The 21,013-nt window shown below is 71.4% G+C and carries 14 protein-coding genes; 3 read left to right on the top strand and 11 right to left on the bottom strand.

Annotation, left to right across the window (positions count from 1 at the left end):
• The first annotated feature begins 32 nt into the window (after window positions 1–32).
• Complete coding sequence (locus PV682_RS22240; protein WP_319732471.1) at window positions 33–836, top strand: DUF3097 domain-containing protein; 804 nt, start codon at window positions 33–35, stop codon at window positions 834–836.
• A 62-nt stretch (window positions 837–898) separates the two neighbouring features.
• Here PV682_RS22240 and hemW read toward each other — a convergent pair whose 3' ends face one another.
• Together hemW and PV682_RS22250 are read right to left on the bottom strand one after the other, a co-directional pair.
• Window positions 899–2,131, bottom strand: a complete 1,233-nt coding sequence (gene hemW, locus PV682_RS22245) for a radical SAM family heme chaperone HemW (protein WP_319732473.1) — start codon at window positions 2,129–2,131, stop codon at window positions 899–901.
• 27 nt (window positions 2,132–2,158) lie between these two features.
• Window positions 2,159–4,174: a SpoIIE family protein phosphatase gene (locus PV682_RS22250; RefSeq protein WP_319732475.1), complete on the bottom strand. Its 2,016-nt coding sequence runs from the start codon at window positions 4,172–4,174 to the stop codon at window positions 2,159–2,161.
• Window positions 4,175–4,281: 107 nt separating this feature from the next.
• On the opposite strand from PV682_RS22250, the gene PV682_RS22255 reads away from it, so the two are divergent.
• Window positions 4,282–8,235, top strand: a complete 3,954-nt coding sequence (locus tag PV682_RS22255; protein ID WP_319732476.1) for a HAMP domain-containing protein — start codon at window positions 4,282–4,284, stop codon at window positions 8,233–8,235.
• A 65-nt stretch (window positions 8,236–8,300) separates the two neighbouring features.
• Here PV682_RS22255 and PV682_RS22260 read toward each other — a convergent pair whose 3' ends face one another.
• Both PV682_RS22260 and lepA read right to left on the bottom strand, forming a co-directional pair.
• On the bottom strand, window positions 8,301–10,178 hold the full coding sequence (locus PV682_RS22260; RefSeq protein WP_319732478.1) for an AMP-dependent synthetase/ligase: 1,878 nt from the start codon (window positions 10,176–10,178) through the stop codon (window positions 8,301–8,303).
• 199 nt (window positions 10,179–10,377) lie between these two features.
• Window positions 10,378–12,246: a translation elongation factor 4 gene (gene lepA / locus PV682_RS22265; protein WP_319732480.1), complete on the bottom strand. Its 1,869-nt coding sequence runs from the start codon at window positions 12,244–12,246 to the stop codon at window positions 10,378–10,380.
• A gap of 223 nt (window positions 12,247–12,469) precedes the next feature.
• Between lepA and rpsT the strand changes: the two genes are divergently transcribed.
• On the top strand, window positions 12,470–12,736 hold the full coding sequence (rpsT, locus tag PV682_RS22270; protein WP_055721305.1) for a 30S ribosomal protein S20: 267 nt from the start codon (window positions 12,470–12,472) through the stop codon (window positions 12,734–12,736).
• A 249-nt stretch (window positions 12,737–12,985) separates the two neighbouring features.
• Here the strand turns inward: rpsT and PV682_RS22275 are convergent, their stop codons facing one another.
• The 7 genes from PV682_RS22275 to PV682_RS22305 form a co-directional block, all read right to left on the bottom strand.
• Window positions 12,986–13,762, bottom strand: a complete 777-nt coding sequence (locus tag PV682_RS22275) for a class I SAM-dependent methyltransferase (RefSeq protein ID WP_319732484.1) — start codon at window positions 13,760–13,762, stop codon at window positions 12,986–12,988.
• Between the two features lie 46 nt (window positions 13,763–13,808).
• On the bottom strand, window positions 13,809–14,795 hold the full coding sequence (holA, locus tag PV682_RS22280; RefSeq protein ID WP_319732486.1) for a DNA polymerase III subunit delta: 987 nt from the start codon (window positions 14,793–14,795) through the stop codon (window positions 13,809–13,811).
• Between the two features lie 181 nt (window positions 14,796–14,976).
• On the bottom strand, window positions 14,977–15,222 hold the full coding sequence (locus PV682_RS22285; protein ID WP_075738127.1) for a hypothetical protein: 246 nt from the start codon (window positions 15,220–15,222) through the stop codon (window positions 14,977–14,979).
• A gap of 194 nt (window positions 15,223–15,416) precedes the next feature.
• On the bottom strand, window positions 15,417–17,900 hold the full coding sequence (locus tag PV682_RS22290) for a ComEC/Rec2 family competence protein (protein WP_319732489.1): 2,484 nt from the start codon (window positions 17,898–17,900) through the stop codon (window positions 15,417–15,419).
• Window positions 17,897–18,904, bottom strand: a complete 1,008-nt coding sequence (locus tag PV682_RS22295; protein ID WP_407705717.1) for a helix-hairpin-helix domain-containing protein — start codon at window positions 18,902–18,904, stop codon at window positions 17,897–17,899. Before PV682_RS22295 ends, PV682_RS22290 begins: the two co-directional genes overlap by 4 nt.
• 277 nt (window positions 18,905–19,181) lie before the next feature.
• The gene (locus tag PV682_RS22300; protein ID WP_319732493.1) at window positions 19,182–20,027 is read right to left on the bottom strand and encodes a DegV family protein; all 846 of its coding nucleotides are present in this window, start codon (window positions 20,025–20,027) and stop codon (window positions 19,182–19,184) included.
• A gap of 94 nt (window positions 20,028–20,121) precedes the next feature.
• Complete coding sequence (locus PV682_RS22305) at window positions 20,122–20,826, bottom strand: hypothetical protein (RefSeq protein ID WP_319732495.1); 705 nt, start codon at window positions 20,824–20,826, stop codon at window positions 20,122–20,124.
• Window positions 20,827–21,013 lie beyond the last annotated feature (187 nt).

Genomic DNA, 21,013 nt, shown 5'->3' on the forward strand with positions numbered 1-21,013 from the left:
CGGGCGCCGGGGTTTCTCCTATCGTCATCCGAATGCGCCAGTACTCTCCGGACCTCACCCCGCCGTGGAAGAAGCAGGCCCCCGCGCCCGAGATCCCGGCCGACCCCGGCCTCGTCGTCGAGGAGCCCGGCACCGGGTTCTGCGGCGCGGTGATCCGCTGCGAGGCGGGCACGGTCACGCTGGAGGACCGCTTCGGCAAGCACCGGGTGTTCCCCCTGGAGCCGCGCGGGTTCCTGCTGGAGGGGAAGCCGGTGACGCTGGTGAAGCCCTCGGCGGCCTCGGTACGCCCCACCCGTACGGCCTCCGGTTCCGTCGCCGTCCCCGGCGCCCGCGCGCGCGTCGCCCGTGCGGGCCGCATCTACGTCGAGGGCCGGCACGACGCCGAGCTCGTCGAGAAGGTCTGGGGCGACGACCTGCGCGTCGAGGGCGTCGTCGTCGAGTACCTGGAAGGCGTGGACGACCTCCCCGCGATCGTCACCGAGTTCGCGCCCGGCCCCGACGCCCGCCTCGGCATCCTCGTCGACCACCTGCTGCCCGGCACCAAGGAGTGGCGGATCGCCCAGGCGGTGACCAGCGAGCACGCCCTCGTCGTCGGGCACCCGTACATCGACATCTGGGAGGCGGTGAAGCCGTCGACGCTGGGCATCACCGCCTGGCCCCGCGTCCCGCACGGCCAGGACTGGAAGACGGGGGTGTGCAAGGCGCTGGGGTGGCCGTCCGAGAACACCGGCGCGGTGTGGCGGGCGATCCTGGAACGGGTGACGTCGTACAAGGACCTGGAGCCGGAGTTGCTGCGTTGTGTCGAGCACCTCATCGATCACGTGACCGTGCCCTGAGGCCCGCCGAGTCGTTGACGCGACCCGAGCAGATCATCGTCCCCGCGCCCGCGGGGTTGTGATCAGTCCACCAGATCCCTGACGACGGCGTCCGCCAGCAGCCGCCCCCGCAGCGTCAACACCGCCCGCCCCGCCTCGTACGCCCCCCGCTCCAGCAGCCCCTCCCCCAGTACCCGCCGCGCGGCGGCCAGCCCCGCTTCCCTGAGCAGTGACAGCGGCACCCCCTCCCGGAGCCGCAGCTCCAGCAGGATGCGCTCGACCCGGCGGTCCTCCTCGGAGAGGAGCTCGCGGCCGGCGCCCGGGGACTTCCCGGCGCCGAGTGCCGCCGCGTACGCGCCCGGGTGCTTCACGTTCCACCAGCGCACGCCGCCCACGTGGGAATGCGCCCCGGGCCCGGCGCCCCACCAGTCCGCGCCCCGCCAGTACAGCTCGTTGTGCAGGCAGCGGGCGGCCTCGGAGGTGGCCCAGTTGGACACCTCGTACCACGCGAAGCCGGCGCCGGACAGCACGGACTCGGTGATGAGGTACCGGTCGGCGTGGACGTCGTCGTCGGTCATCGGGACCTCGCCGCGCCGGATGCGCCGGGCGAGCTGGGTGCCTTCCTCGACGATGAGCGCGTACGCGCTGACGTGGTCGGGCCCGGCGCCGAGCGCGGCGTCGAGGGAGGCCCGCCAGTCGTCGTCGGACTCGCCGGGGGTGCCGTAGATGAGATCGAGGTTCACGTGCTCGAACCCGGCCGCCCTGGCCTCCCGGACGCACGCCTCGGGCCGGCCGGGGGTGTGCGTGCGGTCCAGCACCTTCAGCACATGCCGCCGGGCGCTCTGCATCCCGAAGGAGACCCGGTTGAACCCGCCCTCGCGGAGTTCGGCGAGGTAGGCGGGGCCGACGGTCTCGGGGTTGGCCTCGGTGGTGATCTCCGCGTCGTCCGCGAGCCCGAACTCGTCCCGGACGGCGTCCAGCATCCGTACGAGATCCCCGGCGGCCAGCAGGGTGGGCGTCCCCCCGCCCACGAACACGGTCCGCACCTCCCGGGGATCGTCCCCGAGCACCTTGCGGGCGAGCCGCACCTCGTCGATCAGGGTGTCGGCGTAGTTGTCCCGGGAGGCCAGCACGCCCCCCGTACCGCGCAGCTCGGTGGCGGTGTACGTGTTGAAGTCGCAGTACCCGCAGCGCGTGGCGCAGTACGGAACGTGCAGGTAGAAGCCGAGCGGCCGGTCCGCACCCCCGGCGAGCGCGGCACCGGGCAGGGCGCCGTCGTCGGGGACGGGTTCACCGTCGGGAAGTACGGAAGGCATACGCCCATTGTCCCGCACCCGCCCTGTTCACTCCGCCTGGAGCACCAGCAGCGCGAGATCGTCCTCCGGCGGCTCGGAGCCGAACCCGTGCACCAGTTCCTGGATCCGCTCGGCGATCAGCTCCGCGTCGTACCCCGCGCAGCCGGCCAGCGCGACGGCCAGTCCGTCGCCGTCGTCGAACTGCTTGCCGCCGTTGCGGCGTTCCGTCACGCCGTCGGTGACGCACAGGAGGCTGTCGCCGGGGAGGAGGTGGAGGACCTCGCTCGTGTAGGTCGCGTCCTCGACGACCCCGATGAGGGTCTGGGGCTGGGCGACGGGGGTGACCGTGCCGTCGGGGCGCAGCAGGAGCGGCAGGGGGTGGCCGGCGGACGCGAGGGTGACCCGTACGCCTCCGTCGTAGGGGACCAGTTCGCCGTAGAGGAGGGAGAGGAACCGGGTCTGGGGGCCCTCGCCGGGGCCGGCGGGGCCCACGTACGCGCGGGCGGCGGCGTCGGCGGCCTCGGTGGCGTCGTCGAGGAGGAGCTGGTTCAGCCGGTCGAGGACGTCCGCGACGCCGTAGCCCTCCCGCGCCAGCAGCCGCAGCCACGGCCGGGCGAGGCCGATGACGACGGCGGCCTCGGGCCCCTTGCCCTGGACGTCGCCGATGGCGAAGCACCACCGGCCGTCGTCGGCGGGGAAGAGGTCGTAGAAGTCGCCGCTGGGCCCGCCCTTCTCCCGGGGCTCGTAGACGAGCGCGCTGCGCACGCCGGGAATCTCGGCGACGGCGCCCGGCAGCAGCCCGCGCTGGAGTACGGCGCTGATGGTGACCTGCCGGGCGTACTGCCGGGCGGCGCCGATCGCGAGCGCGACCCGCCGGCTGAGGTCCTCGACGAGCCCGGTGACCTCGTCGGGGAACCGGAGGATCCCGCACCGCCCGATGACGAGCGTCCCGAGGACCCGCCCCCCGGCGACGAGCCGGTACGCGAGGGCGGTGCCGGGCGAGCCGAGGGACTGGACGGGCCAGGGGTGGTCGTAGGGCTGGGTGTCGGGGGGCCGCCCATTGTTCTCGGCGGGCGGGGGCGGCGTCTGCTCCAGCTCCCGCTTGAGCCCTTCGAGAAACCCTTCGCTCTTGTGCCACACCCGCGCGAGCCGCCCGCCGCCCCCGACGGTCTCGTCCTCCAGCCATACGGCACACCAGTCGGCGACGCGCGGCACGACGACCTGCCCGGTGAGCGCCGCGACGAGGTCCTCGTCGAGCTGCCCGGCGAGCAGATCGGACGCCTCGGCGAGGAAGGAGAGCGCCCCGCGCCCGAGCCAGTCCTGCTCGTTCAGCGAGGACCGCGGTTCGGGCGCGAGCGCGACGGCGAGCCCGAGGGAGGGCAACGGCCCGAGGACGGACACGGGCCCACGTACGCCTTGGCCTCCGCAAGCCCCGCACGGCTCGCTCCCACCCCGGGGCTCGCTCCCGCAACCGGTCCCGAGGCCGCCAACACCGGCCCCAAGACCGTCGCTCCCCTCGTGGGGCCCGTGATGGGTCTCGTCCCCGAACCCCCGCTCCCCCGCCCCGCCGCACTCCCCGCACCCGCCGGTCTCCCCCAGCCGGGCCCAGACGGTCTTGCCGTCGCGCCGGTACGTCACGCCCCACTCCATCGCGAGCGCGGTGACGAGCCTCAGCCCCCGTCCGTACTCGGCGGGTTCGTACGACGGGTCGGGGTCGCCGTCCCGCAGGGTCCGCGACGGATGCCGGTCGGAGACCTCGACGACGATGTCGTACGCCGTCCCCGCCCCCTCCTTCGGCTCCTCCAGCCGGCAGCTGATCTCGACGTCGGTGCCGGCGTGGACGACCGCGTTGGTGACGAGTTCGCTGAGGACGAGGACGGCCTCGTCCCCGGCGCGGGGGGTGGCGTGCCGGCCGGCGGCGGCCCACTCGTCCAGGGCCCGCGCCAGCACCTCCCGCGCGGTCCCCGGCGCGAGCGCGCTCCCCGTGAGGGTCGTACCGATCCGCGACGGCCGGCGGAGCCGCGAGCGCGGGGCCGACTCCCGTTGTGTCGGAATGGTCCCCATGTCCGGCCCTCCTCCCCGAGCAGTTGGTTCGAATACGCCTCGGTCGTTACGGACAGGGTGACAGACTGACTACGCCCATAAGCGCCGAGTTACCGAAGTGGGCCGTCATGAGTGAGAACAGTGCTGTGTGTGTGCTCGAAGACGGATCAATTGAGGGCGGGATTCGAGCATCTGCGCTACGCCCTCTGCTCACCGCGCTGCTCGCGGCCCGGGACGGGGAGTTCGTCCGGGCGGCGATGCCGGCCCGGGACGACGGGATCGTGGCCGAACTGACCACGGTCTACAACCAGATCGTGGACCGCAGTACGCACTTCAACGACGAGGTGCGCCGGGTGAAGCGCGAGGTGACCCGGCACGGCAGGCTGGACGAGCGGGTCTCGGCCAGCCCGGGGCAGGGCCGTTGGACGTCACGCGTGGACGACGTGAACCAGCTCCTGGACGCCCTGGCCGCCCCGGCGGCGAACGCGACCCGCGTCCTGGACGCGGTGGCGGGCGGCGACCTCACCCAACGCGTCGACCTGCACGACGGCACCCGCCAACTCCGGGGTGATCTGCGCCGGTTGGGCCGCGCCGTGAACAAGATGGTCGACCAGCTCTCACTGTTCACCGGCGAGGTGACCCGGGTCGCCCGCGAGGTCGGCACCGAGGGCCGCCTCGGTGGCCGCGCCAAGGTGCAGGGCCTGTCGGGGAGTTGGCGGGACGTGACGGAGGCCGTCAACACGATGGCGGCCCGGCTGACCGCGCAGGTACGGGACATCGCGCTGGTGACGACGGCGGTGGCGCGCGGCGACCTGACCCGTACGGTGACCGTCGAGGCGACCGGCGAACTCCTCGAACTGAAGCTGACCGTCAACACGATGGTGGAGCAGCTCTCCGCGTTCGCCGACGAGGTGACCCGCGTCGCCCGAGAGGTGGGTACGGAGGGCCAGTTGGGAGGCCGGGCCCAGGTCCGGGGCGTGTCCGGCGTCTGGAAGGACCTGACGGACAACGTCAACTTCATGGCCTCGAACCTGACTTCGCAGGTCCGCAACATCGCGCAGGTGACGACCGCCGTGGCCAACGGCGACCTCAGTCAGAAGATCACCGTCGACGCGCGCGGCGAGATCCTGGAGCTGAAGAACACGGTCAACACGATGGTCGACCAGCTCTCGGCGTTCGCGGACGAGGTCACGCGGGTCGCCCGCGAGGTCGGCACCGAGGGCAACCTCGGCGGCCGGGCTCACGTCCGGGGCGTCTCCGGCGTCTGGAAGGACCTCACCGACAACGTCAACTTCATGGCGGACAACCTCACTTCACAGGTCCGCAACATCGCCCTCGTCTCGACGGCCGTCGCGCAGGGCGACCTCGGCAAGAAGATCACCGTGGAGGCGAAGGGCGAGATCCTGGAGCTGAAGACGACCATCAACACGATGGTGGACCAGCTCTCGGCGTTCGCGGACGAGGTGACGCGGGTCGCCCGAGAGGTGGGCACGGAAGGCAACTTGGGCGGCCAGGCCCAGGTCCGGGGCGTCTCCGGGGTCTGGAAGGACCTGACGGACAACGTCAACTTCATGGCCCTGAACCTGACTTCACAGGTCCGCAACATCGCGCAGGTGACGACCGCCGTGGCCAACGGCGACCTCTCCAAGCAGATCACGGTCGACGCGCGCGGCGAGATCCAGCAGCTGAAGGACACCGTCAACACGATGGTGGAGCAACTGCGGGCGTTCGCGGACGAGGTGACGCGGGTCGCCGCCGAGGTGGGCACGGAAGGGAACCTGGGCGGCCGGGCGCAGGTGCGGGGCGTGTCGGGGGTGTGGAAGGACCTCACCGACAACGTCAACTACATGGCGGACAACCTCACTTCACAGGTCCGCAACATCGCGCAGGTGGCGACGGCCGTCGCACAGGGCGACCTGTCGAAGAAGATCGACGTGGACGCGCGCGGCGAGATCCTCGAACTGAAGACGACCATCAACACGATGGTGGACACGCTCTCCGCGTTCGCCTCGGAGGTCACCCGCGTCGCCCGCGAGGTCGGCTCGGAGGGCCAACTCGGCGGCCAGGCACGGGTGGAGGGCGTCTACGGCACCTGGAAGCGGCTCACGACGAACGTCAACGAACTCGCGCTGAACCTCACGACACAGGTCCGCGCCATCGCCGAGGTCGCCTCGGCCGTGGCCCAGGGCGACCTGACCCGGGCGATCACCGTCGAGGCGCGCGGCGAGGTCGCCGAGCTGAAGGACGACGTCAACCTGATGGTGGCGACCCTGCGCGAGACGACCCGCGCGAAGGACTGGCTGGAGTCCAACCTGGCCCGCCTCGCGTCGCTGATGCAGGGCCACCGGGACCTGATGGAGGTCGCGGACCTCATCCTGCGCGAGCTGACGCCGCTGGTGAACGCGCAGTACGGGGCGTTCTACCTGGCCGACCCGGAGGACCACACCGCCGGCCCCGCGAAGGGGCTGGCGTTCATCGCCGGGTACGGGGCCGTCGAGACGGGCGGGCTGCCGGTGCACGGTCTGGTCCGGCAGGCGGCGCGGGAGAAGAAGCGGATCCTGGTGGAGGAGACCCCGGCGGACTACATCAAGATCGCCAGCGGGCTCGGGGAGGCGCCGCCGACGACCGTCGTCATCATCCCGATCCTCTTCGAGGACACGCTCCTCGGGGTCGTCGAACTCGCCTCGTTCTCCCGCTTCTCGGACGTCCACCTCGCGTTCTTCGACCAGTTCGTGAACACGATCGGGGTCGCCATCAACACGATCATCGCCAACTCCCGTACGGAGTCCCTGCTGAGCGAGTCCCAGCGGCTCATGCGCCAGCTCCAGGAACGCTCGGACGAACTCCAGAAGCAGCAGGCGGAGTTGCGGCGCTCCAACGCCGAACTCGCGGACAAGGCGGCCCTACTGGCGACGTCGTCGCAGTACAAGTCGGAGTTCCTGGCGAACATGTCGCACGAGCTGCGCACCCCGCTCAACTCGCTGCTGATCCTGGCCCGGCTGCTCTCCGACAACCCCGACGGCCATCTCTCCGACCAGGAGGTGCAGTTCGCGGAGACGATCCACCGCTCCGGCTCCGACCTGCTCCAGCTCATCAACGACATCCTCGACCTGTCGAAGATCGAGGCGGGCCGGATGGACGTACGCCCCAAGACGCTCCCGCTGATCAAGCTCCTCGACTACGTGCACGCCACGTTCCGCCCGCTCACCCTCGACCGGGGCCTCGCCTTCGAGGTGGCGGTCGACGACGACGTACCGCGCACGATGCACTCCGACGAGCAGCGCATCCAGCAGATCCTGCGCAACCTGCTGTCCAACGCGGTCAAGTTCACGTCCTCGGGCAGCGTCGAGCTACGGGTGACCCGCGCCCGTGACGACATGATCGCGTTCGCCGTCACCGACACGGGCATCGGCATCGCGGCGGACCAACTCCCCGGCATCTTCGAGGCGTTCCAGCAGGCCGACGGCACCACGAACCGCAAGTACGGCGGCACCGGCCTGGGGTTGTCCATCAGCCGCGAGATCGCCGGGCTGCTCGGCGGCCGGATCGTCGCCCAGAGCGCGCCCGGCCTCGGCTCCACGTTCACGCTGTACGTGCCGCTGGTCAGCCCCGGTCACCTCGCGCCGCCGGCCGCCGAACCCGTCGAGACGTGGCCGCCGGCCGCCGCGCCGGAGACCTGGCGCACCGGCCGCGCCGCCGAGGTGCTGCCCGGGCGCCGGGTCCTGATCGTCGACGACGACATCCGCAACGTGTTCGCGCTGACCCACGTCCTGGGCCGCGTCGGCATGGACGTCCGGTACGCGGAGAACGGCCGCGAGGGCATCGAACTCCTCGCCGCCCACCCGGAGATCGAGCTGATCCTGATGGACATCATGATGCCGGAGATGGACGGCTACGAGACGATCACCGCGATCCGCCGCTCCCCCCGCTGGACCGACCTCCCGATCATCGCCCTCACGGCGAAGGCGATGCCGGGAGACCGGGAGAAGTCGATCGCGCGGGGCGCGGACGACTACGTACCGAAGCCGGTGGACATCGACGAACTGCTGGCAGCCATGGCCGGGTTACTGGAACGCCGATAGGGGCGCGGGGAACTGCGCGAGCAACCACGACGGCGCAGCACTCGCCAACGCTCCCCAACACCCCCTCACGCTTCGCGTGTTCCTGCGTACATCTCCTCCAGCAGCCCCTTGTAAGCACGTTCCACCACAGGCCGCTTCAACTTGAGACTCGGCGTGATCTCGCCATGCTCGACGTCCAAGTCCCTCGGCAGCAACCGGAACTTCTTGATGGTCTGCCAGCGCTGGAGCCCCGCGTTGAGCTCGTCCACGTACCCCTGGATCAGCTCGACGGCGGCAGGCGAGGCGACGACCTCCGCGTACGGCTTCCCGCCGAGCCCGTTCTCCTCGGCCCAGCCGAGAATCGACGGCTCGTCCAGCGCGATCAGCGCCGTGCAGAAGTTCCGGTCGGCCCCGTGCACGAGGATGTTGGAGACGTACGGGCAGACCGCCTTGAACTGCCCCTCGACCTCGGCGGGGGCGATGTACTTGCCGCCGGACGTCTTGATGAGGTCCTTCTTGCGGTCGGTGATCTTCAGGAACCCGTCCGGGGACAGCTCGCCGATGTCACCCGTGTGGAACCACCCGTCGGACTCCAGCACCTCGGCGGTCTTGTCGGGGAGCTTGTGGTACCCCTCCATGATCCCGGGGCCGCGCAGCAGGATCTCCCCGTCGTCGGCGATGCGCACCTCCGTGCCGGGCAGCGGCTTGCCGACGGTGCCCGTGCGGTACGCCTCGCCGGGGTTGACGAAGGACGCGGCGGAGGACTCGGTGAGCCCGTACCCCTCCAGGATGTGGATGCCGGCGCCGGAGAAGAAGTACCCGATCTCGGGGGAGAGCGCGGCGGACCCGGAGACGCAGGCCCGCAGCCGCCCGCCGAACGCCTCGCGGATCTTCGCGAAGACGAGCGTGTCGGCGGCCTTGTGCTTCGCGGTGAGCGCGAAGGGCGCCGTCCGGTTCCCGGTCCGCGTGAAGTTGTCCTGCGTGACCTTGGCGTACTCGCGGCCGACCTGCGAGGCCCACTGGAAGATCTTGTACTTCGCGCCGCCCCCGGCCCTCGCCTTCGCGGCGACGCCGTTGTAGACCTTCTCGAAGATGCGGGGGACGGCCGCCATGTACGTCGGCCGGACGACCGGCAGGTTCTCGATGATCTTGTCGACGCGGCCGTCGACGGCGGTGACGTGCCCGACCTCGATCTGCCCCGACGTGAGGACCTTGCCGAAGACGTGCGCCAGCGGCAGCCACAGGTACTGCACGTCCTCGCCGCTGATCAGCCCGGTCGCGGCGATGGCCTTGGCCATGTACGACCAGTTGTCGTGCGGCAGGCGCACCCCCTTGGGGCGGCCCGTCGTACCGGAGGTGTAGATCAGGGTCGCCAGCTGGTCCTTGGTGATCGCGGCGACCTTCTTCTCGATCAGCCCCGGCTCCTCGGCGAGCTTCGCCGCCCCGCGCTCCTCCAGCTCCGCGAGCGTGAGGACCCACTCCTCGCCGGTGTCGGCGCCCTCGGGGTCGATGACGACGACGTACGCCAGGTCGGGCAGCTCGTCGCGCTTGGCGGCGGCCTTGGCGAGCTGCGCGGCGTCCTCCGCGATCAGCACCCGGCTCTCGGAGTCGGAGAGGATGTACGCCGACTCCTCGTCGTTGGTCTGCGGGTACACGGTCGTCGTCGCGGCGCCCGCGCACATGATGCCGAGGTCGGCGAGGATCCACTCGATGCGGGTGGAGGAGGCGAGCGCGACGCGCTGCTCCGGCTGGACGCCGAGCCCGATCAGGCCGGCCGCGATCGCGTGGACGCGCGTAGCGGCCTGCGCCCAGCTCAGCGACTTCCAGTCGTCGGGCCCTTGACCGGACGGTGCCGGTACCGGGTACCGGTACGCCTCCGCGTCGGGTGTGGCCGCCACCCGCTCCAGGAAGAGGCCCGCCACGGACGGCGGGCGGTTCTCGATCAGGGTCTGTGTGTCGCTCACGACGTCCTCCGGGGCCCGCGACGGTGCGGCGGTTGTGCTGCGCGGCTGTTTAACTCACGAGTAACTACCAGGCAGGGATCAGAGTAAAGGGCGTCCGGCCCGGGCGTAAGGGGTCACGGACGGTCACTTCCGCCTGATACGACAGCGGGGCCCGCCGTGCTCACACACGACGGACCCCACAAGTACGGCCGGTCGGCCGCTACTTCTTGCCCTTGCCCGAGCCGGCGCTGTCGTCGCTGCTCAGGACGGCGATGAAGGCCTCCTGCGGGACCTCCACGGAACCCACCATCTTCATGCGCTTCTTGCCCTCCTTCTGCTTCTCCAGCAGCTTCCGCTTCCGGGAGATGTCACCGCCGTAGCACTTGGCGAGGACGTCCTTGCGGATGGCGCGGATCGTCTCGCGGGCGATGACCCGGGAGCCGATGGCCGCCTGGATCGGCACCTCGAAGGCCTGCCGCGGGATGAGTTCGCGCAGCTTGGCGACCAGGCGCACACCGTACGCGTACGCCGCGTCCTTGTGCGTGATCGCGGAGAACGCGTCGACCTTGTCGCCGTGCAGCAGGATGTCGACCTTCACGAGCGAGCTGGTCTGCTCGCCGGTCGGCTCGTAGTCCAGCGACGCGTAGCCGCGCGTCTTCGACTTCAGCTGGTCGAAGAAGTCGAACACGATCTCCGCGAGGGGCAGCGTGTAGCGGATCTCGACACGGTCCTCGGAGAGGTAGTCCATGCCGAGGAGGGTGCCGCGCCGGGTCTGGCACAGCTCCATGATCGAGCCGATGAACTCGGTCGGCGCGAGGATCGTGGCGCGTACGACGGGCTCGTACACCTCCATGATCTTGCCCTCGGGGAACTCGCTCGGGTTCGTGACGACGTGCTCGCTGCGGTCCTCCATGACGACGCGGTACACCACGTTCGGCGCGGTCGCGATCAGGTCGAGGCCGAACTCGCGCTCCAGGCGCTCGCGGATCACGTCCAGGTGCAGCAGGCCGAGGAAGCCGACGCGGAAGCCGAAGCCGAGGGCGGCGGAGGTCTCCGGCTCGTAGACGAGCGCGGCGTCGTTCAGCTGGAGCTTGTCGAGGGCCTCGCGCAGCTCCGGGTAGTCCGAGCCGTCCAGCGGGTACAGGCCGGAGAAGACCATCGGCTTCGGGTCCTTGTAGCCCCCGAGCGCCTCCGTCGCCCCCTTGACCTGGCTGGTGACGGTGTCGCCGACCTTCGACTGGCGGACGTCCTTCACGCCGGTGATGAGGTAGCCCACCTCACCGACGCCCAGGCCGTCCGCGCCGAGCATCTCCGGCGAGTTGGTGCCGATCTCCAGCAGCTCGTGGGTCGCGCCGGTCGACATCATCTTGATGCGCTCACGCTTGTTGAGCTGGCCGTCGATGACACGGACGTACGTCACGACGCCGCGGTACGAGTCGTACACCGAGTCGAAGATCATCGCGCGGGCCGGCGCGTCCTTGACGCCGACGGGCGCCGGGACGTCCCGGACGACCCGGTCGAGCAGGGCGTCCACGCCGACGCCGGTCTTCGCGGAGACCCGCAGGACGTCGTCCGGGTCGCAGCCGACGAGGTTCGCCAGTTCCTCGGCGAACTTCTCCGGCTGCGCCGCCGGGAGGTCGATCTTGTTCAGCACCGGGATGATCGTGAGGTCGTTCTCCATCGCGAGGTACAGGTTCGCGAGGGTCTGCGCCTCGATGCCCTGGGCCGCGTCGACGAGGAGGACGGTGCCCTCGCAGGCCGCGAGCGAGCGGGAGACCTCGTACGTGAAGTCCACGTGCCCCGGGGTGTCGATCATGTTCAGGATGTGCGTGTTGCCCGGGTCCTCGGTCGGGGCCCACGGCAACCGCACCGCCTGGGACTTGATCGTGATGCCGCGCTCACGCTCGATGTCCATGCGGTCGAGGTACTGGGCACGCATCTGGCGCTGCTCCACCACGCCGGTCAGCTGGAGCATGCGGTCGGCGAGCGTGGACTTGCCGTGGTCGATGTGCGCGATGATGCAGAAATTGCGGATCAGCGCCGGGTCGGTACGGCTCGGCTCGGGCACATTCTTAGGGGTCGCGGGCACGCAGGGTCCTGTCTCTTGAGGCGCCTTGTGCCTCGGGTCGGGATCGATACGTAGGTTCTATGGTCCCACGGGTGGCGACCAGGTCCCGGTTTGGGCTGGCCGGGGGGCCGCTGCTACTGTGGACAGCTGTGTCTCTTGCCCTCTCAGCGCGAGGCACACCCCAAGAAATCACCTGGTCCGGGGCCCCCGCGGTCCCGTGCCTGAACCTGAAAAGGCTCAATCAGTGGCGAACATCAAGTCCCAGATCAAGCGGATCAAGACCAACGAGAAGGCCCGGCTGCGCAACAAGGCCGTCAAGTCCTCCCTGAAGACCGCGATCCGCAAGGCCCGCGAGGCCGCCGCCGCGGGTGACGTCGAGAAGGCCACCGAGTACCAGCGCGCCGCCGCGCGCCAGCTGGACAAGGCCGTCTCCAAGGGCGTCATCCACAAGAACCAGGCCGCCAACAAGAAGTCGGCGCTTGCTTCCAAGGTCGAGGCGCTCAAGGGCTGAACCCCTTTTTTGATCTGACCGCCGACGGACCCTAGCGGGCCCTCTCTCATCCGCTCCCGTCCGGCACCCACCTGGTCACGCGCGGCCTGCGTTCGCCACGCGGGCGTGACCGTAAAGCTCGAACCGAAGACCCCGGTTCCCCCCTTCCCCAGGGTGGGACCGGGGTCTTCGGCGTACGTCGACGGGGTTGCCGCGGATGCCGCCGCCCTCGGCAGACACCCTGCAGCGACGGCTCCCCGTACCGGTTCGTCACCCCGTCTGCGCCGCCCGCACCGTGTAGACCCGGGGTACCCCCCGCCCCGCGGGAAGCCTGAAGTGTCCGTGGTCGTGCTCGTGCAGGAACTCCACGCGGAGCCCGGCCCCGGCCAGGGCGCTGACCACGTCCCCGACGCCGTGCCGCCACTCGACGGTCACGGTGGCGTCCATGGGTGCCGCGGTATCGGCGTACGTCCCCGGCGCGTCGACCACGATCGGCTCACGGTGGAAGTAGTCGCCCTCCACGGTGGCCCCGTCATCGGCGAGCAACTCGGCGACGGGGTGGTACTCGGCCAGGTACAGGAACCCGCCCTCGGCGACCAACGCGGCAACCGTCCGCGCCCACCCGGCGATATCAGGCAGCCAGCACAGCGCGCCGAAGCCGGTGTACACGATGTCGAAGCGCTCACCGCCGAGCGCCTCGACGGCGTCGTACACATCGGCCGTCACGAACCGCGCCGTCTTCGCGCCGACCCGCCCCGCCAGCTCCCGGGCGACCTGGACAGCGGCCGGTGAGAAGTCGAGCCCGGTGACGACAGCGCCTCGCCGAGCCCAGGACAGGGTGTCCAGCCCGATGTGACATTGCAGGTGGAGCAGGGTCTTCCCGCTGACCTCACCGACCTCGTCGGCCTCGAAGTCCTGGAGCGACTCCTTGCCCGCGACGAAGGAGGGCAGGTCGTAGAACGACCCCGCCGCGTGGATCGGAACCCGCTCGTCCCAGTTGGCACGGTTGGCTGCGAGCCAGTCGGTGGCGTCCGGAGTCGTCGTCATGCCGGGAACGCTAGCCAGGCCGGCGCACGGCGATCAATCCGTTTCCCTACCTCCCCCGGGAGCGGGCCGCTCGGGCGATTGTCACGACCGCCTTCTCCAGGGCGTACTCCGGATCGTCCCCGCCGCCCTTGACCCCGGCGTCCGCGTCGGCGACGGCTCGCAGGGCCACCGCCACGCCCTCCGGCGTCCACCCCCGCATCTGCTGCCGGACCCGGTCGATCTTCCAGGGCGGCATGCCCAGCTCGCGCGCGAGGTCCGCCGGCCGGCCCCCGCGCGCGGACGACAGCTTGCCGATGGCCCGCACCCCCTGGGCCAGCGCACTGGTGATCAGCACCGGCGCGACCCCGGTCGACAGGGACCACCGCAGCGCCTCCAGCGCCTCCGCCGCCCGCCCCTCGACGGCCCGGTCGGCGACGGTGAAGCTGGACGCCTCGGCCCGCCCCGTGTAGTACCGCCCGACGACGGCCTCGTCGATGGTCCCCTCGATGTCCGAGGCCAGCTGCGAGACGGCGGAGGCCAGCTCCCTGAGGTCGCTCCCGATCGCGTCGACCAGCGCGGAACACGCCTCCGGCGTCGCGGACCGCCCCGTCGCCCGGAACTCCTGCCGGACGAAGGCCAGCCGGTCGGCGGGCTTGGTCATCTTCGGACAGGCCACCTCCCGCGCCCCCGCCTTGCGCGCGGCCTCCAGCACGGCCTTCCCCTTGACCCCACCCGCATGCAGCAGCACGAGCGCGATGTCCTCGACGGGCGAGCCCAGATACCCCTTCAGGTCCTTGACGGTGTCCGCCGAGAGGTCCTGCGCGTTCCGTACGACGATGACTTTCCGCTCGGAGAACAGCGAAGGGCTCGTCAACTCGGCCAGCGTCCCCGGCTGCACCTGCTCCGCCCCCAGGTCCCGCACATCCGTGTCCGCGTCGGCCTCCCGGGCCGCCCGCACGACATCCCGCACGACCCGGTCGAGCAGCAGCTCCTCCTGCCCCACGGCGAGGGTCACAGGGGCGAGGAGGTCATCATCAGCACGTTTCTTGGCCATCCCCACAAGCATGTCACGCACCACCGACAACCCCACCCCACCCACCCGGGCCCTACCCGACCCGACCCGGCACGCGCACGCAGGCCCGCCCCACACCCAAGCCCTACACCACGGCGAGCCCCCGGCCCTCCGGCCCCTCGCCCCTCGCCCCTCGCCCCTCGCCCCTCGCCCCTGACAAGCCCTACGGCTCCTCCCGCCACCCCTCCCACTCCCGAGCGAACGCGTCCAACTCCTCCGCCCCGAGCCGCCCCGCCTCATCCCCGAGCACGACGAGCCACTGCGCGTCCTCCGCGTCGTCCTCCCCCGCCAACGCGTCCCGCACGACCAACGGCTCCTCCACCACCCCGAACCGCTCCCGCAGCTCCTCGACAACCTCCTCAGCCGCATCCCGATCCGGCAGCACCAGCACATGTCTCACATCACTCACACGCCCATTCTCCGCCACCCGGCACGAACCCCGACCCGATCCGCGCCCGCCTCCCGCCCACACCCGGCACCCGGCACCCGGCGGCCCGCTCCGAGAATCGCCCCTTTCACGCCCCCGCCCGCCTGCTCCCGCCCGCGCCCGCGCCCGCCGAGCGCTCTCCCAACCTCCCCACCCCCACTCACCCCCTCCCCCCCTCACCCACCCCCCATAACCCGCACCCCATCCCCCACCCCACTGACCACCAACCCCCCATCCCGATCCGTACGCATCACCACAGCCCCCGACTCCCGCAACGCCGCGACCGTGCTCGGTGCCGGATGCCCGTACGAATTCCCGGCCCCGCAAGAGATCAACGCCACCCGAGCCCGCACCGCCCGCATCAACTCCCCGTCCTGATGGGCCGACCCGTGGTGAGCCACCTTCAGCACATCCACCCCACCCCGCAGCACCCCCGCCAAGGCCCCCGCGTCGGCCATCGCCCGCTGCCCCACCGGCTCCAGATCCCCCAGCATCAACACCCGCAGCCCACCCACCCGCACATACATCGCCACGCTCGCGTCATTGGCCCCTTCCCCGACCGCCCCCTCTCCGACCGCCCCTTCCCCCGGCGGCCACAACACCTCCCACTCCAGCTCCCCCACCCGCCGCCGCTCCCCGGCGACGGCCCGCACCACCGGCACCCCCGCCTCCCGCGCAGCCCTCCGCACGAACTCCGCCTGATCCACCGGCTCCTCGAACCCGGTCACCTCGATCGCCCCCACGGCCCGCCCCCGCAACACCCCCGCCAACCCGGCCACATGATCAGCGTGGAAGTGCGTGAGCACGACCAACGGCACCCGAGTGACCCCCAGTTTCCGCAGACACCGGTCGACGGCCCGAGGATCGGGCCCGGCATCGACGACAACCCCCGTCCCCTCCCCCGCCGCCAACACGGCCGCGTCCCCCTGCCCCACATCGCACACCGCGAACTTCCACCCCGCCGACGGCCACCCCGTCACCACCCGGGTCACCGGCGACGGCTGCAACACGACCAGCACGAGCAGCACCCCCAACACCCCGCACCACAAGGGCCGCCCCACCACCCGCCGCGCGACCAGCACCCCCACGACGGTCACCGCCCCGAGCGCGACGGCCCCACCCCACCCCCCGGGCCAGTCGACCCCGGCACCGGGCAGAGCGGCCCCGGCCCGAGCGACGTCAGCGATCCACCCGGCAGGCCAACTCGCGCACCACGCAAGCACCTTGGCCACCGGCATGGCCACCGGCGCCACCGCGAGCGCCGCGAACCCCAGCACCGTGGCCGGCGCGACCGCGAACTCCACCAGCAGATTGCACGGCACCGCCACGACACTCACCCGCGCCGACAGCACAGCCACCACCGGCGCGCACAACGCCTGCGCCGCGCCCGCCGCGGCCACCCCCTCCGCCAGCCGAGCCGGCACCCCCCGCCGCCGCAACGCCGCCGCCCACCCCGGCGCCACCGTCAGCAACGCCCCGGTGGCCAGCACCGACAGCAGAAACCCGTAACTCCGGGCGAGCCAGGGGTCGTACAGCACCAGCGCCAGGACTGCCGCCGCCAGTGCGGGAAGCATCGTCCGGCGCCGCCCGGTCGCCAGCGCGACCAGCACCACCGCCCCGCACGCCGCCGCCCGCAACACGCTCGGATCGGGCCGGCACACCACGACGAACGCCAGCGTCAGCCCGCCCCCGAGGACCGCCGTCCCCCGCAGGGACACCCCGAGCCGGGGCGCGAGCCCACGCCGCTCGATGTGCTGCGCGGACCCGGGCGGGCCGAGCAGCAGGACGAGGATGATCGTCAGGTTGCTCCCGGAGACGGCGAGCGTGTGCGCCAGGTCCGTCTCCTTGAACGCCTCGTCCAACTCGGCCGAGATCCGCGAGGTGTCCCCGACGACCAGCCCCGGCAGCAACGCCCGCGCGTCGCCCGGCAGCCCCCCGGTCGCCTCCCGCAACCCGCCCCGCAACCGCCCCGCAACCCGCTGCGCCCAGGACGCCTCCCCCACCACCTCAGGCCCAACATCACCCCGGCCCCTCACCACCTCAGGCCCAACATCACCCCGTGCCCCCACCGCTCCCGGCCCCACATCACCCCGGACCCGCAACACCGCCGCCACGTCGTCCCCACCCCCCATCGGCGGCACCAGCTTCCCGGCGACCCGCACCCGCGTGGACGGCAGCAGCCCCAGCCACCCGCCCCCGCCCTCCCCCGACACGACGACCAGCACCGGCGCCCGCGTCACCGCCTCCCGCCCATCGCCCCCCACGACCCGCAGCACCTCGGCATCCACCACCACCGCGTCCCGCGACATCCGGTCCCCCGTGACCCTCGGCCGAGTCCGCCGCGCATCCGAGGTGATCCGTACGTCCACCCGTACGTCGGCGAACTCCGCCGCCAACTCAGGTACGGGCCCACGCCGTACGTCGTCCCCGTGCACCCCACCGACCACCGCAGCCGCACCCGCGCACAACAGCACCCCCGCCCCGGTCACCCCGGACCACCCCGCCCGGCGCCCCACAAGCAACCCCCCGGCCACCACCACACACCCCACCGCAACAGCCAACGCCACCCCCAACGGCACACCCACCGCCCAGGCCGCCGTCCCCCACGCCGCCAGCGCCGGCGGCACCAGCCGCAGATCCGCCTCCCCCTCCCGCTTCATGGCCGCACAAGCTCCCGCAGCTCCGAGAACCGGCGCTCCCCGATCCCGTTCACCTGCCGCAACTCGTCCACCGACCGGAACCCACCGTGCTGCGTCCGATAGTCGAGAATGTGCTGCGCGAGCACGGGCCCCACCCCGGGCAGGGCATCGAGCTGCTCCAGCGTCGCGGTTCCGAGCGAAACCGGCACACCCGCCCCACCACCGGCCGACCCTCCGGATAGGCCCCCACTCCCCGGTACGCCCCCAGCACCGCCAACCGCACCGGGCACCCCCACCGCCACCTGCTCCCCGTCCACCAGAAACCGCGCCTGATTCAACCCACTGACATCAGCCCCCGGCCGCACCCCACCCGCGGCCCGCAAGGCATCCACGACCCGAGACCCCGCCGGCAACCGATGCACCCCGGGATCGCGCACCTTCCCACTGACGTCTACAACGATCTCACCACCGGCCGAAGGCACACCCCCGCCCGCCAGGCCCCCCACTCCCGCAGCCCCAACCCCCTTCCCCGCAACCGCAGTTCCACCAACCCCCGCCTTCCCAGAACCCCCCGCTCCCGCAGCCCCTCCCCCACCGACCCCCGACTCCACCACAGCCGACCCCACCACCTCCGGCACCCGCACCCCCTGCGTCCGCCCCGCCCAGAAATGCTGCCCCGCGAGCACAGCGGCCACCACCAACACAACGCTCAACGCCACAACACCCCGCCGCTCCACCCCACACCGAGCCTGCACCCACACCGGCAACCGCTCCACCACAGCGGCCCTGACCCGCCCCCGCCACCCCACAGCCGACCCCGAACCGGACCCACGCTCGCCCTCAACCGACCTCACCCCACCCCGCCCGACAACCTCCCCGACCCCCAACTCCCCACTCTCCTCACCCCGTCCCTCGAAATCCCGCTCTCCACAATCCCGTTCTCCACAACCCCGTTCCGCAGAGTCCCGTTCCGCAGAGTCCCGCTCCCCGAACAACACCTCCGCCCTCCGCCGCGTCTCCACCACCGACTCCCGACGCCGCCGCCCACCTCCCCGCCCCCGGACACGACCATCAGAACCGGGCCCCCGCCCGGGCCCACTGGCCGCAATCGCCGTCCGCCCCATACGTGTAGTACGCGTCGTACCTGCTCGAAGTCCCATGCCCCGAGCATCGGACAATCCCGCCCCCTCACGGACCCCTCACCCAAAATCCGTGGACAACCCCCCACCTGTGGATAACCCAGTCACCCACACGAGTGACGCCCCCGCACCCTCCCCCACCGCCCCCTCTTACTCCTCCCCCCTACCGAGCCGAAACCACAACCCCCAACAACCCAGGCCCCGTATGCGCCCCGATCACCGCCCCCACCTCACTCACATGCAACTCCCCCAGCCCCACCACCCGTTCACGCAACCGCTCCGCCAAAGCAGTCGCCCTCTCCGGCGCCGCAAGATGATGCACAGCGAGATCCACAGAAGCCGCCCCCGCCCGCTCCACCGCCAGCTCCTCCAGCCGAGCAATCGCCTTGGACGCCGTACGCACCTTCTCCAGCAGCTCGATCCGCCCCTCATCGAGCTGGAGCAACGGCTTCACAGCGAGCGCGGACCCGAGCAACGCCTGCGCCGCACCGATCCGCCCACCCCGCCGGAGATAGTCGAGCGTGTCGACGTAGAAGTACGCGGAAGTCCCGGCCGCCCGCTTCTCCGCAGCGGTCACCGCCTCATCCACCGACCCACCCGCCTGCGCCGTCTCCGCGGCGGCGAGCGCGCAGAAGCCGAGCGCCATGGCGACCATGCCGGTGTCGACCACCCGCACGGGTACGGGCGCCTCGCGCGCGGCGACGACCGCCGCGTCGTACGTCCCCGACAGCTCGGCGGAGAGATGCAGCGAGACGATGCCGGTGGCGCCCGACTCGGCGACCCTGCGGTACGTCTGCGCGAACACCTCGGTCCCGGGGCGGGAAGTCGTCACCGGACGCCGCTTCTGGAGCGCCTGCGCGAGGGAGCGGGTCGAGATCTCGGTGCCCTCTTCCAGCGCCTGGTCCCCGAGGACCACGGTCAGCGGCACCGCCGTAATACTGTGCCGCTCCATCGTCGGCTGCGGCAGGTAGGCCGTTGAATCCGTGACGATCGCGACATGGCGGGACATGATCTGGAGGTTACCTGGCGTATCAGGCGACCGTCAGCCCAGCCCCTCGCCCGGGCCACTCCTTGACCGAATCAAGGTGTACGGGCCCCGCCGCTCAGGTCGTGCTCTCCGGCCGGGGCTTCTTCTCCCACGGGTACGTCGGACGCGGCGCCTGAGGGCTGATCGCGGGCGGCGGAGTCTCCCCCGGAGCACCCTCGGCCCCACCCTGCCAGGTCTGCCCGGCCTGCCAGGTCTGCCCGGCCTGCGGAACATCATCCGTGGTCCAGTGCCGCAACGCCCCCGTCTCCACGTCGATCTGCGCACTCAGCGAGTCCAGATCGTCCTCCGCGAACCGGCTGGCCCGATCCCGCGCGGCCCACCGCAGAGAGTCGGCGGACGCGGTGATCCTCTCGGTACGCTCCCGAAGCTCCGGAAGGCGTTGCGCCAGCGTGCCGCGATCGGGGTCGGACTCCAGCCGCTTGAGTTCGTCATCGAGCTGATGCCCATGAGCACTGAGCCGCTCAAAAAGCCCCAGCGACTCCTTCAGGGACTCGTCCTCGGCGACCCCGGCATGCAACGCGTCCTGCGTAGCCCGCATGGAGGTCCGCAACTTCAACCGAAGCTGCGCGATCTCCCCCGCGGGCCCGATCCTCCCCAACGACTTGGCCCGCAAGGTGTGATCCTCGACAGTCCGCCGGGCCTGCCCGATAGTCCGATCCACACTCCGCTTGGCAGCCCCCACAGCCTTCACCGTCCCCCACACCCCAAGCACGAACAGCGCCAGGAAAACCAACGCAACCACAGCGATCACGGCTTCCACAGCACTCCTCCGTCCCCGACCCGACGCACCCGCGCCGCCCTCCCAAGATAAACGCCTCCCCCACCCCCCAAAGTTCCCCCCCAACCCTGACCTTCCCCCCACCCACCCCGTAGGGGCCCACCCTGCCGACCACGCCCCCACCCACCCCAGCCCCTCCCAGCCCGTCCGGCGCTTGAGGACGAGGCCC

This window comes from Streptomyces niveiscabiei (assembly GCF_033794345.1).
In the GTDB taxonomy this organism is placed as follows: domain Bacteria; phylum Actinomycetota; class Actinomycetes; order Streptomycetales; family Streptomycetaceae; genus Streptomyces; species Streptomyces niveiscabiei.

What these genes read in the sequence shown, in the direction of transcription:
- PV682_RS22240 (WP_319732471.1), top strand. Translation starts at nt 33, where the DNA reads ATGCGCCAGTACTCTCCGGACCTCACCCCGCCGTGGAAGAAGCAGGCC.
- hemW (WP_319732473.1), bottom strand. Translation starts at nt 2,131, where the DNA reads ATGCCTTCCGTACTTCCCGACGGTGAACCCGTCCCCGACGACGGCGCC.
- PV682_RS22250 (WP_319732475.1), bottom strand. Translation starts at nt 4,174, where the DNA reads ATGGGGACCATTCCGACACAACGGGAGTCGGCCCCGCGCTCGCGGCTC.
- PV682_RS22255 (WP_319732476.1), top strand. Translation starts at nt 4,282, where the DNA reads ATGAGTGAGAACAGTGCTGTGTGTGTGCTCGAAGACGGATCAATTGAG.
- PV682_RS22275 (WP_319732484.1), bottom strand. Translation starts at nt 13,762, where the DNA reads ATGACGACGACTCCGGACGCCACCGACTGGCTCGCAGCCAACCGTGCC.
- holA (WP_319732486.1), bottom strand. Translation starts at nt 14,795, where the DNA reads ATGGCCAAGAAACGTGCTGATGATGACCTCCTCGCCCCTGTGACCCTC.
- PV682_RS22290 (WP_319732489.1), bottom strand. Translation starts at nt 17,900, where the DNA reads ATGAAGCGGGAGGGGGAGGCGGATCTGCGGCTGGTGCCGCCGGCGCTG.
- PV682_RS22300 (WP_319732493.1), bottom strand. Translation starts at nt 20,027, where the DNA reads ATGTCCCGCCATGTCGCGATCGTCACGGATTCAACGGCCTACCTGCCG.